We start from the raw sequence: 15224 nt of genomic DNA on the forward strand, positions 1-15224 counted from the left end.
TCCGGACGGGGGCCGTGTGCTGGGTACGAACCGGTCAGCCGCGCTGGATGCCGGTGGTGTCCTGGAGGACGCCGCGGCGCCCGTCCTGCGTCTGGGCCACCAGGGCCTGGCCGCGCTGCTCGACCGCCAGGTACCAGGTGCCGGGCGCCAGCTCGGCGATCGGGGCCTGTCCGCCGTCCTCCGCGTACAGCGGACGGGCGACCGGGACCGCGAACCAGAACGGGGCGAAGTCCGAGGCCGGCTGCGCCGGGGCCTGCTGCGGCTCGGGCTGCTTCGGGGCCTGCGGCTGCGGCTGGGGCTGCGGGGCGGGCGCCTGCGCGCCGAACGGGTGGCCGGCGCCGTGCGAGGCGTCGTGCGCGCCCCCGTACGGCTGCTGCTGCGCGCCCGGGTAGCCGTAGCCGCCGGGGACGCCGTGCGGGCCGGGCTGACCCGGCTGCATGCCGTACGGCTGCGGGGTCTGCGGACGCGGCGCGCCCACCAGCGGGGCCTTGAGGGCCGGGACCAGCGGACCGGCGACCGCGGCGGCGGCGAGGACCAGGGAGGCGATCAGGCCGAGGATCAGACCGGCACCGGCGTTGGTCGCCTCGAAGATCCACATGAGCAGGGTCCACGCGGAGGCGATGGTGAACGCGGCACCGACCTGACCGAGCTCCAGGCCCGCCACCTTGCGCTGCTGCGGCAGGGCGCGGGAGGCCACGACGAGGGCGGCGCCGACGATGCCCAGGAAGAAGGAGCCCCAGCCGAGCGGCGACGCCTCCCACGAGTTCGGGCTGTCGATCTGGTCGCAGATCGACGCCGGGCCGTCGCAGCTCGAGATGCCGAGGAACGAGGCGATGAACAGCACCACCGCTGCGCCGATCAGCACGCCATCGCCTCGGGTGAGGGAGCGGATATTCACGTGAGAAGTCCTTCGTCGGGTCGTCGTCGCGTCGGTCGTCGTCGCGACGGGTGGCGCTCAAGTCATGGCAGGGGGGCGGCCCCCTCGTACGGAGAATCTATCGCCCGCCGGTTCTACCCCCGGAGGTAGGTGGCGATGCCGTCCGCGATCCCCTGCGCCGCTTTCTGCCGCCACACCGCCGACGCGAGGAGCTGCGCGTCCTTCGGATCACGCATATTGCCGCATTCGACGAACACCTTGGGGACGGTTGAGAGATTGAGTCCGCCGAGATCGTCCCGTACGTCCAACCCCGTACCTCCGCCGAGGTAGTTGGCGGGCGCGGTGCCGGTGGCGCGGGCGAACCGGTCCGCGATCCGTTCGCCCAGCTCACGAGAGGGGCCGACGATCTTCGCGGTGTCGGCGGCGCCCTCCCGCACGCGTGCGGGGAGGATCACATGGAACCCGCGGTGCCCGGCGGCCGAACCGTCCGCGTGGACGGAGACGACGGCGTCGGCGCGCGCCTCGTTGCCGATCCGCGCCCGCTCGTCGATGCACGGACCCCAGGGACGGTCCGCGTCGTGGGTGAACACCACCTTCGCCCCGCGCGCGGTGAGCAGGTCCCGCAGCCGGTGGGAGACGTCGAGGGTGAAGGAGGCCTCGGTGTACCCGTCGTTCGTCGACGTGCCCGTGGTGTCGCACTCCTTGCGGTTCGTCCCGATGTCCACCTTCTGGTCGATCTCCTTGGAGTGCCGGAAGTTGCCGGGGTTGTGACCGGGGTCGACGACGACGGTCCGCCCGGCGAGGGAACGGTTCTCCGGCGCCGGGGGCGCGGGGGCGGAGGGAGTCCGGCTCGGCTGCGGGGTGCTCCGGGTCGCCGACTGCGCGGGGCCCTTCCCGGACGGCGGGCCGGCCGGGTCCGGGGAGGCCCCGCACCCGGCGAGCGCGGCGCAGCAGCCCGTGGCGGCGAGGACGAGGGCGAGGGGACGGCGGGCGGTCTTCCGGTGGTCGTTCGGCACCCCGCGACTTTAGGCCTTGCGCGGGGCGAAATCCCGCAGGGGCCCGTACCGGGTACGTACCGGGTTGGTCACCGCCGGGGGAGAACGGTGGACGCGTGTGCGGGGACGGTGAAGGGTAGTCATGAGAGGCGACGGTGGGGTGCCACCGCGCATGGACCCACGAGGGGGACCGTGGTGGGGGAAGAACCGAACGACGCACGTCCCGAGCCGGCCGACAGGATCCCGGGCGGGGACGCCTTAGACCACTCGAACCGGAGTCGGAACCAGGACCAGGACCGGGGCCGGAGCGGGCGGACCCCGTCGGCTCCGGACCCGCGTACGGCTCCGGTGCCGGAGGCGCCGCCCTGGGCCCCGGTGCCCCCGGCGGGCCGGACGCCGGAGACCCCGGCCGCTCCGCCTCCGCCTCCGCCGGCGCGGCCGCCCGCCACGCCCACGCTCGCCTTCGGCCCGCCGCCGACGGCGTCCGGGCAGGGCTCCGACCGGGCTTCCGGTGAGCCCTCCGGCGCGGTGCCCGTCGGGGCGGGCGCCGCCGCGTCCGGCTACGGCCACCCGCAGTCCGACCCCGCGACCGCGCCCGGCTACGGGCCGCCGCCGGGATACGGACCGCCGGGTTACGGGCCTCCCGGGTACGGCCCGCCGCCCGGGGACGGGCCGCCCGCGCAGCCGCCCGGCCCGGCGAACCCGGCGCAGGCCGCCGCGATCGCCCTGCTCAACCTCTCCGGCCTCGGCCTGGGGTACGTGCTCCTGCGCCACTGGGCCGGCGCCGCGCTCTGCTGGCTCGCCACCGCCGCCCTGCTCGTGGTCGCGCTGCCCGCCGACGTCGACGGCGTGCCCGTCGGCGTCCTCGTCGGGTACGGCGTCCTGCTGCTCGCCGCCGCGGCCGACGGCTTCCGGCGCGGGCTGCGCGCCACCCTCCGGACCGGCGCGGCCCTCCGGCGCCTGGCGCTGCCGCTCGCCCTGGTGCTGCTCGCGGTGCCCGCCGGGGGCTCCCTCGCGTACGGCGCGGCCCGCGAGGAGGCGAGGGAGGAGGCCCTGCTCGCCCGCCTCACCGTCGCCGACGAGCGGGTGAAGTCCGGCGAGGGGCTCCTCTTCGAGCGGGCCGAGCCCCTCTACCGCCTGGCGCTCGCCACCTACCAGGACCTCGGCACGAAGCACGCGGGCTCGCGGGCCGGGAAGCTGGTCCCCGCGCGCCTCGACGCGTACTACGCGCAGCTCTCCGCGCCGTACGCGAAGAAGGACCACTGCCGGGCGGTCGCGCCGCTCAAGCACCTGCGGGGCCTGGCCGGGACGGTCGACAAGGACCTCCTCGGCACCCGGCCGGCCAAGGCGGAAGAGCCGCTGGCCGAGTCGCTCTACGGGTGCGGGACGGCCGCGCTCGGCGTGCAGTCCGCCGAGCCGGCCGCCGAGGTGAGCCTGAACGAACTCCTCGACACCTTCCCGAAGTCGGCCCAGGCGAGCCGCGTCGAGCCCGCCGTCCGCGAGGCGATCAAGACGCGGTCGGCGGCCGTCGACGGCGGCGGCGCGCCCTGCGGGACCGTCGTCGAACTGCGCACGCTCCGCGGCTCCGTGGACGCCCTGCCGGACGCCGCCTTCGAAGGCGCCGCGCGGGAGGTCGGGGAGGCCGTCGAGAAGGGCGACTTCGCCTGCGGGACCTCGCAGTTCCGGAGCAAGGAGTTCGACGACGCGGCCACGACGATGACCCAGTTCGCCAAGGACCACCCGAACAGCCCGAAGGCCGCGCACGCGCGCTCGATCGCCATCGCGGCCGAGATAGCGGACGAGGAGCCCGAGGCGGGCAAGAGCCTGCCCCCGGCGACGGCCCCCGGCGGCGCCCGGATGGTCATGGTGGTGAGCAACGACGGCCCCGGCTCGGTCGAGCTGCTCTACACGGGCCCGACGACCGGCAAGATCACGCTGAACGCGTGCGCGACCTGCACCAAGTACCCCAGCTCGATCTTCCTCGACCCGAAGAAGGTCAAGGCGTGCACCGGCCCGTCCTCGAAGTACCCGAAGGCGACGCTGCTGCTGCCCGCCGGCACCTACCACTTCCTCCAGAAGCGGGCCGGCACGAGCACGACGACGACCGGGGACACGAAGACCAGCAAGACGAAGATCGAACCGAACTACAGCTACACGAACTGCCTGTACGTGACGTCGGGTTTCTGAGGCACGGAGTCCCGTCCGGCGGCCGCCTTCTTCCGTGAGGGGCGGCCGTCGCCCGTTCCCGTCTCAGCGGCGGCGCAGCACCCGCAGCGAGTCGGTCACCGAGACCTCCTCGAAGTCGCCCGACTCCAGGGCGCGGAGGTAGATCCGGTACGGGGCCTGGCCGCCGTCCTCCGGATCCGGGAAGACGTCGTGGATGACGAGCAGACCGCCGGGAGCGACCTTGGGGGCCCAGCCCTCGTAGTCGTTCACGGCGTGCTCGTCGGTGTGCCCGCCGTCGATGAACACGAACCCGAGCTGCCCGGCCCACACCCTCGCCACCTGCGGCGAGCGCCCGACGACCGCGATCACGTGCTCCTCCAGGCCCGCCTTGCGCAGGGTCCGCCGGAAGGTCGGCAGCGTGTCCATGAGCCCCACCTCGGGGTCGACCACGGTCGGGTCGTGGTACTCCCAGCCGGGCTGCTGCTCCTCGCTGCCCCGGTGGTGGTCCACGGTGACCGCGACCGTCCCCGCCTGCCGGGCCGCGTCCGCGAGCAGGACCGTGGACCGCCCGCAGTACGTCCCGACCTCCAGGAGCGGCAGCCCCAGCTTCGCGGCCTCGGCGGCCGCCCCGTACAGCGCGAGCCCCTCCCCGACGGGCATGAAGCCCTTCGCGGCCTCGAAGGCGGCAAGGATCTCGGGGCTGGGCTCGGACATGGTGGCTCCTACTGGCGAGTACGGCGGTACGGCCGCCCATCGTGCCCTACGCGTCGCACTCGAACCACACCGTCTTCCCGTCGGCCCGCTCCTCGACCCCCCACCGGTCCGTCACGGCCTCCACCAGGACGAGCCCCCGCCCGCCCTCGTCCAGCTCCCCGCCCGCCTTCGCGACCACGGTCCCGGGCACCCCGTCCGCCACCTCCACCCGCAGCCCGTACGGCTCCCGCAGGATCAGCACGGAACACCGGCGGCCCGGCACGTGCCGGACGACGTTCGCGACCAGCTCGGTGAGCGCGAGGGTCGCGGAGTCGGACAATCGGACGAGTTCCCACCGCGTGAGGAACATGTGCAGGATGCGGCGCATGTGACCGGCGGAGTGCTCACCGACGGTGAACCCCATCCGGTAACTCGTCGCAAGTTCCGCAGGGTAGAGGTCTGTTGCCTGATTCATGCCCCCAGGGTGAACGCTTTTCGTTACGCTCGGCTACGGCCCGAACACAACGCCTCGTCGCGTCGATCTGGGGGGTGACCTCGCCGTGGTCAACATCCGCAACCTCGATCCCAGCGCCTCGCCGCTGGACTACTACGGAGCGGAATTACGCCGTCTGAGGGAGGCGGCCGGTCTGAACCAGTCGCAACTCGGTGACGTCGTCTACTGCACGGGCTCGCTGATCGGCCAGATAGAGACGGCGAAGAAGGTCCCCACGCGGCGCTTCTCGGAACAACTCGACGCGGCGTTGATGACGGGCGGGACGTTCTCGCGGCTGGTGGGGCTTGTGCTGAAGAGCCAGTTGCCCACGTGGTTCCAGCCGTATGCGGACATGGAGGCGCGGGCGACGTACATCTACTCCTTCCAGGCGGGAGTGGTGGACGGTCTGCTCCAGACGCCGGAGTACGCGCGGGAAGTTCTGCGAACTCGTTCGGAGGGGGAGGACCTTGACGCCAAGGTCGCCGCTCGTATCGAGCGACAGCGAGTGCTGGAACGCGACACACCACCGTTGTGTTGGGTGGTGATGACCGAGGCGGTCCTCCGTCAGGAGGTCGGCGGACGCGAGGTCATGCGAACCCAACTCGCCCACCTCTTGCGTATGCAGGAACAGGAGTGGGTGAAGATCCAGATCCTTCCGTTCGAGGCCGGTGCGCATGCGGGGCTGATGGGATCGTTCAACCTGCTGCGCTTCGACGACGACCCGGACATCGTCTACACCGAGGACTTCATCCAGGGGCACATGACCGCCAATCCGTCCGCCGTCAGGGAGGGGTTCCTCCGTTACGATCACTTGCGAGCGGCTGCCCTCTCCGTAGAGGAATCGGCTCAACTGATCGCCCGCATCATGGAGGAGCAGTATGGGGACCAACCAGAACCTGACGGGCGCGCGTTGGCGTAAGTCTTCGTACAGCTCGGACACCGGCGGCCAGTGCATCGAGTGCGCCCCGCTCGGCACCGCCGCCTGGCGCAAGTCGTCGTACAGCGGCGACACCGGCGGTCAGTGCGTCGAGGTCGCCGACCTCGCCGCCCACGTCGCCGTGCGCGACTCCAAGAACCCCGAAGGCCCCGCCTTCCTCGCCGCCCCGGCCGCCTTCACGGCCTTCGTGAGCGCCGCCGCCGAGGGGCGTCTCGGCCGCTGACCGCGGCGACCCTCATGGGAATGGTGATCCTCGCCCTGGCGCTGCCGGCCTGGGCGGGGATCACGTACGTCGGCCTCGTCCGGGCCCGCAGGGGCGACGAACCGCCCTGGCCCTGGTCGCCCCGCCCCCCTCGTACCGCCGCCGGGAAGGCCGCCTGGATCGGCGCGCTCGCGGTCAGGCGCCGTCGGCGTACGTCCCGCTGAGGACGGGGAGCCCGGCCTCAGAGGTCCAGCGCGTGGCCGGTCGTCGCGTCGACGTGGGACGGGACCTCGTCGTGGCGGTCGCCGACGGTGGACGTGCCCGTGGGCTCGAACATGAGGATCGAGGCTCCGTCGGGGGAGGACGGGCGGTGCTCGGTGCCGCGCGGGACGGTGAAGACGGAGCCGCGGGGGAGGTGGACCGTGCGTTCGCCGGCGGGCTCGCGCAGGGCGATGCGCAGCTCGCCGTCGAGGACGAGGAAGAACTCGTCGGTGTCGTCGTGCGCGTGCCAGACGTGCTCGCCCCGGACCTTCGCCACGCGGACGTCGTAGTCGTTGACGCGGGTGGCGACGCGGGGGCTCCAGAGGGCGTCGAAGGAGGCGAGGGCGGTGGCGAGGGAGAGGGGTTCGTCGGTCATGGACCGATCCTCGGCCGTGGCGCGGCCCCGGCGCGAGTGCTAGGAATCGCACATGCCGCAAGGATCCTCGCAGCCGCGTCCGGCCACGCCGCTCCACCGGGTCGTCGTGATCGTCGACGCGCACTCCAACCCCTTCGAGCTCGGCTGTGCCACGGAGGTCTTCGGCCTGCGCAGGCCGGAGCTGGGGGAGGGGCGGGAGCTGCTGTACGACTTCCGGCTCTGCTCGCCGGATCCGGACACCCTCATGCGGGACGGCTTCTTCACCCTCACCGGCGTCGCCGGGCTAGAGGCGGCGGACGGGGCGGACACGGTGATCGTGCCGAACCGGCCCGACGTGGAGGTGCCGCGCCGCCCGGACGTGCTCGACGCGGTCCGGCGGGCGCACGCGCGCGGGGCCCGGCTGGTCGGCTTCTGCAGCGGGGCCTTCACGCTCGCGGAGGCGGGGGTGCTCGACGGGCGGCGGGCCACCGCGCACTGGCAGTGGGCGGACTCCTTCCGGCGGCGGTTCCCGGCGGTACGGTTCGAGGAGGACGTGCTGTTCGTGGACGACGGCGACATCCTGACGGCGGCGGGGAGCTCGGCGGCGCTCGACCTCGGGTTGCACGTCGTCCGGCGCGACCACGGGGCGGAGACCGCGAACGCGGTCAGCCGGCGCCTGGTCTTCGCGGCCCACCGGGACGGCGGACAGAAGCAGTTCGTCGAGCGCCCCGTACCGGACGTCCCCGACGCGTCGCTCGCGCCGGTCCTCGCGTGGGCGCAGGAGCGGCTCGATCGGCCGCTGACCGTCGCGGACCTGGCGGACCGGGCCGCCGTCAGCCCGGCGACCCTGCACCGCCGCTTCCGGGCGGAACTGGGCACGACTCCGCTGGCGTGGCTGACGGGCGAACGGGTCGCCCTGGCCTGCCGGTTGATCGAACGGGGCGAGGTGCGGACCGACGCGGTCGCGCGGGGGAGCGGCCTGGGCACGGCGGCGCACCTGCGGACCCTGATGCGCCGCGAGACGGGCCTCACGCCGACGGAGTACCGCCACCGCTACGGGCCCGTCCCGCCGGTGCCGGCCACCTCGCGGAAGGCACCGCGCAGCACCTCCGCCCTCTTCTGATCGTGACGGGCGGCACTGGCAACGGGCGGTCCGCTCAGTCCTCGACGCCCAGGTCGGCGCGCATCGCCTTCTTCATCGCCCCCACGTAGGGCCAGACGTCCTGGTGGAGTTCGTCCTCCATCGTCCGCAGTTCGGCCGCGTGGGTGGTGGGGTCCGCCGCGTACTTCCTGAGCCTTCCGTAGGCCGCGTTCAGACGCGTCTTGGCCGCGCTGGAGGAGCGCGACACCACGTCGGGGACGATCATCTGGGACTCCGCGTAGCTCTCCCGGTAGGCCACCCTGGCCGCCTCCAGGTTCTCCAGGGACGCGGTGACGTCCTCACCGCGTGCCAGTGCGTGGAGATGGTTGGTCATCTCCGTCAGGTACTGGCGCGCGGCGGTGTTCAGCGTGATGTAGCAGGCACGTCGGCGCTCCAGGCTCTCGCGCTGCCCTTGCAGGGCCCGCTCCGCCCGGAGCAGCTCCTCGGCGTGGTCGCGTTCCTCGCGCCGCTGGTCGGCGGCGGCCTGGAGCTCCATGCGTTTGGTGCGGTCCGCGCGGACCTGCGTCAGGAGCGCGGCTCCCAGCGTTCCCGCCACGCCGACCACCGCGATCAACAGTGCCGACCAGTTCGCGCCCATGTTCCCTCCCGTGTACGGCCCGGTCCCCGCGACGATGCTGTCACAAGGGGGACCGGCTCAGGCGCGGTGGCCGGGCCAGTGAGGGTCCTCCCAGCGGGCGGGGCCGGTCAGGCCCATGAGCCTGACGCGGTGGAGCAGGTCCTCGTGGACGCCCGAGGGGCCGAGCCTGACGGGGGCGTGGCGGACGAGCCAGGCGGCGAGCCCGGTCCGGAAGAGCTCCTCGTTCTCCTCCTCCCGGGTGCGCCAGGGGAGTTCGTCGCCCAGCAGGTCGTACTCCCAGTGCTCGGCGGCCTCGGCCAGGTGCCGGTCGGCCACGTCCTCGTCGAGCGCCTCCCAGGCCGCGAGCCACGGACCGAGCGTGCCGGACGCCTCCGCGCACAGTTCGAGGAGCTCGTGGGCGGGGACGGCGGGGGCCGGGTCGGTGAGGGTGCCGGCCCACCAGGCGTGCAGGAACTCCCGTACCGCCCCGGCCTGTCGCTCGGGCCACCGCGACCACTCGCCCCGGGCGAACGCCCGTCCCGCCTCGTACATGCGGAACCCGGACCGCTCCCGGCCGGTGACGAGCGCCCCGGCGAACTGGGGCAGTACGCGGCGCAGCACCGCGCCGTGGTCCCGCCAGTCGGGAGCCGTCCACGTGCGGCGCAGGAGGTCGGGGTCGAGCACGACGTCCGGGACCTTCAGGAGCGCGAGTTCCTCCGCACCGCCCCAGTGGCAGTCGCACTGGACCTCGTCGCTCCGGGCGGTCATGCCGCGGAAGGTGACGGCCAGGCCGTCCAGGGCGCGGTCGAGGCGGATTCGTGCGGGAGTGCCGTCGACGTCCATCGGTGCCGGAACCGCCTTGCCGGTACTCCGGACGACTTCCGCCGGCCGAAGATTCCCACCTTACCGGCCCCGGACACCGTCGCTCGCGGAGAGCGCGGGCGGAGGGTGCGGGGGCGCGGCCCGGGCGTAGGCCTCGTGGGCCGGGGGGTGGGGCCCGAGGCGTATGACCATAGACGTATGTACGGGGCTGAAGGCGTCTGCGACCATGACCGTCATGCCGCAGACCGACTCCGTCACCAGTGCGTCCCCCGTCGTCCCTCCCGCACCCGCGCCCCGCGCCTGGGCGGTCGTCCTGGTCGCGTGCGCGGGGCAGTTCCTCGTGGTGCTCGACGTCTCCGTCGTGAACGTGGCGCTGCCGTCGCTGCGGGCCGACCTCGGGCTCTCGGCGCTCGGCCTGCAGTGGGTCCTCAACGCGTACTCGATCGCCTTCGCCGGGTTCATGCTGCTCGGCGGGCGGGCCGCCGACCTCTACGGGCGCAAGGCGATGTTCCTGCTCGGGCTCGTGGTGTTCACCGCCGGGTCCGTCGCGGGCGGCCTCGCGCAGGAGGGCTGGCAGCTCGTGGCCGGGCGCGCCGTGCAGGGGCTCGGCGCCGCCGTCCTGTCGCCCGCCACCCTGACCCTGGTCACCGGCGCGGTCGCCCCCGGGCCCGCCAGGAGCAGGGCCATCGGCACCTGGACGGCGGTCGGCGCGGCCGGCGGCGCGGCGGGCGGCTTCGTCGGCGGCCTCCTCGTCGACCTGCTGTCCTGGCGCTGGGTGCTCCTCGTCAACGTCCCCGTCGGCGCGCTCGTCCTCACCGGCGCGCTCCTCTGGCTCCGCGAGAGCCGCCCCGGCACCGGCCGCCGCCTCGACCTGCCGGGCGCGATCCTGGTCACCGGCGGGCTCGCCACCCTCGCGTACGGCATCGTCCAGACCGAGGAGGCGGGCTGGGGCGACCCGAAGACCCTCCTGACGCTCCTCGGCGCGCTCGTCCTGCTCGCCGCCTTCGTCGCGGTCGAGGCCCGCACGACGGCCCCCCTGATGCCGCTGAAGATCTTCCGCACCCGAACGGTGTCGGCGGCCAACACCGCGATCCTGCTGTTCGGTTCGAGCTCCTTCGGCATGTGGTTCTTCATGACGGTGTACGCGCAGAACGTCCTCGGCTACACCCCGCTCCAGGCCGGTCTCGCGCTCGTGCCCAGCTCCCTGAGCGTCGTCCTTGGCTCCAAGCTCGCGCCCCGCCTGATGCCGGCCCTCGGCGCCCGCACCGTCGCCGTCATCGGCGCGCTGGTCGCCGCCTCCGGCTTCGCCTGGCAGTCCACGATGCAGGTCGACGGCACCTTCCTGACGACGATCCTGGGCCCCGGCATCCTCATGATGGGCGGCATCGGCCTGGCCACCACCCCGCTGGCCACCCTCGCCACCTCCAGCGCCGCCCCCGGCGACGCGGGCCTCGTCTCCGGCCTCGTCAACACCTCCCGCACCATGGGCGGCGCCCTCGGCCTCGCGACCCTCTCCACCGTCGCCGCCGCCGTCACCGGCCCGGTCCACGGCACCCCGGACCCGGCCGCCCTGACCTCGGGCTACGCGACGGCCTTCCGCGTCTCGGCGTCGGTCCTCCTCGGCGCGACCCTCCTGATGCTGCTGTGGCTGCCGAAGGAGGGGTCCAAGCGCTAGGGGCCGTCCGGCGGATCAGGCCCGGGGCCCGTCCGGCGGATCAGGGCCCGGGGGCCTCGCCGATCGCACCGGGCGGCGACCGGGCGACGACGTGGGCCAGGCGACGTCGTCGATCGCGAGCCACGGCGCGGCGGCCACCGCCGAGGGCGTGAGGCCGGTGAACTCCCGGACCTCGCGGTGGAGGTGGGACTGATCGGCGTAACCGCTTCCGGCGGCGACGTCGGCGGAGGCGTGCCCCGCCGCGAGGAGACGGGCGGCGCGGTCGAACCGCACCAGCCGGGCGGCCCGCTTGGGCGTGACCCCGAGCTGGGAGCGGAAGCGGGCCGACAGGCGCTTGCGGCTCCAGCCGACCTCGTCCGCGAGGCCGTCGACCCTCACCCGTCCCCGGCGGCCGAACGTCCGCCGCCAGGCATGGGCGACCTCCGGATCGACCCGGGGGCCGGTGCCGAGCCTCCGGCCGAGGACGTCCGCCGCGAGCGCGAACCGTTCGTCCCACGACCCGGCGGCGCGCAGCCCCTCCTCGAACCGCTCGGCGTCACGGCCCCAGACGTCGGCGAGGGACACCACCGCCCCGCACGATCCGGCCGGCACCCCCAACACCGAAGCCGCCACCACCGGCTCCAGCCGGATCTGGAGGCACTCGCCGGCCCGGCCGCCCATCCGGAGGTCACCGGGGAGGAGCCCGACGACGACACTGCCGCGCCCGTGCCGGTCCCGCGCGCGGCGGACGAGTTCCCCCTCCCCGCTCAGGTCGACGAGCAGGGTGACGGCGGGGTGCGCGACCATCGCGATGTCCACGGGCGCGGAGACGCCCTGGCGGAAGCCGGCCATGCCGACCCCCGGCGTCCGGAGCGGGGCGCGCGGGACCACGACGTCCACGCGTGTCCAGTCGAGCGGTGCTTCCGTCGGCCGCATGGGACCACCCTAGGGGCGTACGGGCGGGGTGTCCGCGCCCGGCGCCGTGAAGCCCAGCAGCAGTTCGGCGGTTCCGCCCGGCTCTTCGAGCATGGCCAGGTGCCCGACGCCGGGCAGCGTCTCGACCCGCGCGCCCGGCACCGCCTCGTACCGGTGCGCCGACGACGGCTCCCAGCGGGGGTCGGCACCGCCGAAGACCACCAGCAGGGGCACTCCGAGGGCGGCGAGGCGCTCGGGCACGCTCCGTTCGGCGATGTAGGCGGTGCTGCACCGCAGCACCGCCCTGGTCGTGCGGTACGTGCTGTGCCGCAGGTCGGCGACCATGGCGTCCGGGATCTCCACCGGGCGGGCGGCCGTCGCGCCGATCCCCCTGCGGATCATCGCGTCCGAACGTTTCGCCCACAGGAGCGGGCCGAGGGGAGGGGCCAGCAGGACCCGGAGGAGGAGCGGCTGCGGGAGCAGCGCGTCGGGGGCCGGGCCCGAGCCGACCAGTGCGAGCGACCCCACCAGATCGGGGCGCCGTTCGGCGAGCGCGGTGGCGACGTAACCGCCGCTGGAGTGCCCTGCCACGGCGACGGCGCGCAGGCCGAGGCCGTCAAGGACCGCCGCCACCCGGTCCGCCTGCGCGGGCACGTCGTACGACGGTGCGGGCGGGGACTGGCCGCAGCCCGGGAGGTCGACCCGGACGACGTGGTGGCGGCGGGCGAGCGCGGGGACCAGGGGGCCCCACATGGCGCCCGAGGCCCCCGATCCGTGGATCAGCAGCAGTGGGGGCGCCTGCCTCGGGCCGTCGTGGACCACGTGCAGTCCGTGGGCGCGCCCGGTGTCGTGTTCACCCGTGAGTTCGCTCATGGAGGGAGGATGCGCGGACCGCCGCCCGCCGGTCTTGTACGTATGTCCGCGCGGAGCCGCCGTCCGCCGGTCCTGTACGCAGGCCCCTGGGGAGCCGCCGTCCGCCGGTCTCGTACGTACGTCCTCGTGGCGCCGCTGCCCGGCGGTCTCGTATGTACGTCCTCGCGGAGCCGCCGTCCGCCGTACGGCCTCCGGCGTGGCGGGCGTCGCGCCGCGCTGCTCAGAGCCAGCCCTGCTGCCGGGCGGCCCTCACCGCCTCCATGCGGTTGCGGGTGCCCGTCTTGCCGATCGCGGAGGAGAGGTAGTTGCGGACCGTGGACTCCGAGAGGTGGAGGGCGGCCGCGATGTCCGCGATCGTCGCGCCGTCCACCGAGGCCGCCAGCGCGTCCCGTTCGCGGGCCGTCAGGGGGTTCGGGCCCGCGCCGAGGGCCGCCGCCGCGAGGGCCGGATCGACCACCGTCTCGCCCCGCAGGACCTTGCGGACCGCCTCGGCCAGCTCCTCCACCGGCCCGTCCTTCACCAGGAACCCGGCCGCCCCCGCCTCCATCGCCCGCCGCAGATAGCCCGGCCGGCCGAACGTCGTCAGGATGAGGACCCGGCAGTCCGGCACCTCGTCCCGCAGGTCCGCCGCCGCGTCGAGGCCCGAACGCCCCGGCAGCTCGATGTCGAGCAGCGCCACGTCCGGCCGCGCCACCAGCGCCGCGTCCACGATCCCGTCGCCCCGCCCGACCTGCGCGACCACCTCGATGTCCGGCTCCATGCCGAGCAGCAGGGCCAGCGCCCCGCGCATCATCCCCTGGTCCTCGGCGAGCAGGACTCTCACGGACTTTCCCGGGCGGTGGTCCTGCGGCATCTCGGTCACGGGGACCAGGGTAGGACGCGCGGAGGCCGGGTCGTGGCGGGCGCGCCCCGGGGCCGCCCCGGTCGCCGTCGGCGCCCGTCGGCCCGTCAGCAGCGGTCGGCCCGCGCCTCCCCGGGGCCGGACCACGACTCCGACCCCGACCCCGACCCCGACCCCGACCTCGGCCCCGGCTTCGACCCCGACATCGGCCCCGGTTTCGGCTCCGCCCCCGACTCCGACTCCGACTCGGCGGTTTCCACGGGGAGTTCCGCGACGACCCTGAACCCGCCGCCCGGCACCGGTCCCGACTCCAGGGTGCCGCCCGCCGCCGCGAGCCGCTCGCGCAGGCCGCGCAGACCGCTGCCGGGGCCGGTGGCGGGGCCGTCCGGTCCCGGCCCGGCGGTCCCCGGCCCGGGCCCGCCGTTCCGCCCGTCGTCGGTGACCGTCAGGCGGGCCCGGTCGGCCGAGCCGGAGATCTCGACGACGCAGCGGGACGCCCCGCTGTGCCGCACCGCGTTCGTCACGGACTCCCGCACCACCCAGCCGAACAGCGCCTCCGCCGCCGGTTCCAGGAGCGGGCCCGAGCGGCGCACGACCGGCTCGATGCCCGCCGAGGAGAGCGCGTCGCGCGCCCGGTCCAGCTCGGCCGCCAGACTGCCCTCCCGGTAGCCGGTCACCGCCTCCCGGATCTCCGTCAGCGCCTGGCGGCCCACCGACTCGATGTCCGCGACCTGCGCGAGCGCCGCGTCCAGGTCGTGCGGGGCGAGCCGCCGGGCGGCCTCCGACTTCACCACGACCACCGAGAGCGTGTGGCCCAGGAGGTCGTGGAGGTCGCGCGAGAACCGCAGCCGCTCCTTCTCCACCGCCGTCCGCGCCAGCTCCTCCCGGGTCGTACGCAGCTGCCGGACCGTCTCGTTCAGGGCGAGGATCGCCGCCGTCACCATCACCGAGACGAACGTCCCGTACACGACCCCGAACGAATCCCAGCCGTCCCGCCAGAACGTCACCACCACCACCCCGGCGACCAGCGGGAAGGCGATCCGGGGCAGCAGCCTCCCGCGCCGCACCACCGCCCCGACCGCCAGGCCCAGGAGCGGGAAGAGCAGCAGCCACTCCCGGCCGTAGCCGATCGCGAGCCCGAAGGTGAGCGCCACGAGCGCGCCGAGCAGCCACCAGGTCAGCGGCGCCTCCCGGACGCGCGGGTCGAAGGCGCGCAGGACGATCGCGATGTACAGGATGGTGACGGCGAGCAGGCCCAGGCAGCCGATCCACGGGTTCGGCGCCTCGCCGCCGATGAGGTGCGAGAGCGCGCCCAGGCCCATGAGGAGCCACGGGAGCAGGCTGAGCCCGCTCGGACCCCGCTCGCGCAGCCGCTTCCTTCGCCGCCGCCAGATCTCCATGACCGCCCCCGTGTCCTCTCGT

Annotated in this window: 17 protein-coding genes; 6 read left to right on the forward strand and 11 right to left on the reverse strand. The window is 74.4% G+C overall.

What is annotated here, in order from left to right; genetic code table 11:
• Positions 1-34 precede the first annotated feature (34 nt).
• The gene (locus ACWGSR_RS13230) at positions 35-898 is read right to left on the reverse strand and encodes a DUF5336 domain-containing protein (RefSeq protein ID WP_376241660.1); all 864 of its coding nucleotides are present in this window, start codon (positions 896-898) and stop codon (positions 35-37) included.
• Between the two features lie 113 nt (positions 899-1011).
• Entirely contained in the window at positions 1012-1893 is an 882-nt protein-coding gene (locus ACWGSR_RS13235; protein ID WP_453566120.1) for an N-acetylmuramoyl-L-alanine amidase, read from the reverse strand.
• A gap of 327 nt (positions 1894-2220) precedes the next feature.
• Between ACWGSR_RS13235 and ACWGSR_RS13240 the strand changes: the two genes are divergently transcribed.
• On the forward strand, positions 2221-4059 hold the full coding sequence (locus ACWGSR_RS13240; protein ID WP_453566122.1) for a hypothetical protein: 1839 nt from the start codon (positions 2221-2223) through the stop codon (positions 4057-4059).
• A gap of 63 nt (positions 4060-4122) precedes the next feature.
• Here ACWGSR_RS13240 and ACWGSR_RS13245 read toward each other — a convergent pair whose 3' ends face one another.
• Together ACWGSR_RS13245 and ACWGSR_RS13250 are read right to left on the reverse strand one after the other, a co-directional pair.
• Positions 4123-4752, reverse strand: a complete 630-nt coding sequence (locus tag ACWGSR_RS13245) for a class I SAM-dependent methyltransferase (protein ID WP_453566124.1) — start codon at positions 4750-4752, stop codon at positions 4123-4125.
• A 46-nt stretch (positions 4753-4798) separates the two neighbouring features.
• Positions 4799-5206: an ATP-binding protein gene (locus ACWGSR_RS13250; protein ID WP_453566127.1), complete on the reverse strand. Its 408-nt coding sequence runs from the start codon at positions 5204-5206 to the stop codon at positions 4799-4801.
• Positions 5207-5291: 85 nt separating this feature from the next.
• On the opposite strand from ACWGSR_RS13250, the gene ACWGSR_RS13255 reads away from it, so the two are divergent.
• The 3 genes from ACWGSR_RS13255 to ACWGSR_RS13265 are packed head-to-tail and all read left to right on the forward strand — an operon-like array spanning position 5292 to position 6587.
• Positions 5292-6143: a helix-turn-helix domain-containing protein gene (locus ACWGSR_RS13255; RefSeq protein WP_453566129.1), complete on the forward strand. Its 852-nt coding sequence runs from the start codon at positions 5292-5294 to the stop codon at positions 6141-6143.
• Positions 6103-6384 carry a DUF397 domain-containing protein gene (locus ACWGSR_RS13260; protein WP_453566132.1) on the forward strand — a complete coding sequence of 94 codons (282 nt, stop codon included), beginning with the start codon at positions 6103-6105 and terminating at the stop codon, positions 6382-6384. The genes ACWGSR_RS13255 and ACWGSR_RS13260 overlap by 41 nt, the downstream gene beginning before the upstream one ends.
• 20 nt (positions 6385-6404) lie before the next feature.
• Positions 6405-6587, forward strand: coding sequence for a hypothetical protein (locus tag ACWGSR_RS13265; protein WP_453566135.1), 183 nt, complete (start codon positions 6405-6407; stop codon positions 6585-6587).
• Positions 6588-6604: 17 nt separating this feature from the next.
• On the opposite strand, the gene ACWGSR_RS13270 is transcribed toward ACWGSR_RS13265, so the two are convergent.
• Positions 6605-7000: a cupin domain-containing protein gene (locus ACWGSR_RS13270; protein WP_376241646.1), complete on the reverse strand. Its 396-nt coding sequence runs from the start codon at positions 6998-7000 to the stop codon at positions 6605-6607.
• A 52-nt stretch (positions 7001-7052) separates the two neighbouring features.
• Here ACWGSR_RS13270 and ACWGSR_RS13275 point away from each other — a divergent pair, with 52 nt between their 5' ends.
• On the forward strand, positions 7053-8102 hold the full coding sequence (locus ACWGSR_RS13275; RefSeq protein WP_453566138.1) for a GlxA family transcriptional regulator: 1050 nt from the start codon (positions 7053-7055) through the stop codon (positions 8100-8102).
• Positions 8103-8136: 34 nt separating this feature from the next.
• Here ACWGSR_RS13275 and ACWGSR_RS13280 read toward each other — a convergent pair whose 3' ends face one another.
• On the reverse strand, positions 8137-8718 hold the full coding sequence (locus ACWGSR_RS13280; protein WP_376241642.1) for a hypothetical protein: 582 nt from the start codon (positions 8716-8718) through the stop codon (positions 8137-8139).
• A gap of 57 nt (positions 8719-8775) precedes the next feature.
• Entirely contained in the window at positions 8776-9540 is a 765-nt protein-coding gene (locus ACWGSR_RS13285) for a hypothetical protein (RefSeq protein WP_453566141.1), read from the reverse strand.
• A gap of 214 nt (positions 9541-9754) precedes the next feature.
• Between ACWGSR_RS13285 and ACWGSR_RS13290 the strand changes: the two genes are divergently transcribed.
• The gene (locus ACWGSR_RS13290) at positions 9755-11194 is read left to right on the forward strand and encodes an MFS transporter (RefSeq protein ID WP_453566144.1); all 1440 of its coding nucleotides are present in this window, start codon (positions 9755-9757) and stop codon (positions 11192-11194) included.
• A gap of 15 nt (positions 11195-11209) precedes the next feature.
• Here ACWGSR_RS13290 and ACWGSR_RS13295 read toward each other — a convergent pair whose 3' ends face one another.
• From ACWGSR_RS13295 to ACWGSR_RS13310, 4 genes are all read right to left on the reverse strand, one after another.
• On the reverse strand, positions 11210-12109 hold the full coding sequence (locus ACWGSR_RS13295) for a helix-turn-helix domain-containing protein (RefSeq protein WP_453566147.1): 900 nt from the start codon (positions 12107-12109) through the stop codon (positions 11210-11212).
• 9 nt (positions 12110-12118) lie between these two features.
• Positions 12119-12961: an alpha/beta fold hydrolase gene (locus ACWGSR_RS13300; RefSeq protein ID WP_453566149.1), complete on the reverse strand. Its 843-nt coding sequence runs from the start codon at positions 12959-12961 to the stop codon at positions 12119-12121.
• 220 nt (positions 12962-13181) lie between these two features.
• A complete protein-coding gene (locus tag ACWGSR_RS13305) occupies positions 13182-13814 on the reverse strand; it encodes a response regulator (RefSeq protein WP_435189879.1) in 633 nt (210 codons plus the stop codon).
• 95 nt (positions 13815-13909) lie between these two features.
• The gene (locus ACWGSR_RS13310) at positions 13910-15202 is read right to left on the reverse strand and encodes a sensor histidine kinase (RefSeq protein ID WP_453566152.1); all 1293 of its coding nucleotides are present in this window, start codon (positions 15200-15202) and stop codon (positions 13910-13912) included.
• Positions 15203-15224: the final 22 nt, after the last annotated feature.

The organism is Streptomyces sp. NPDC055632 (assembly GCF_053618675.1).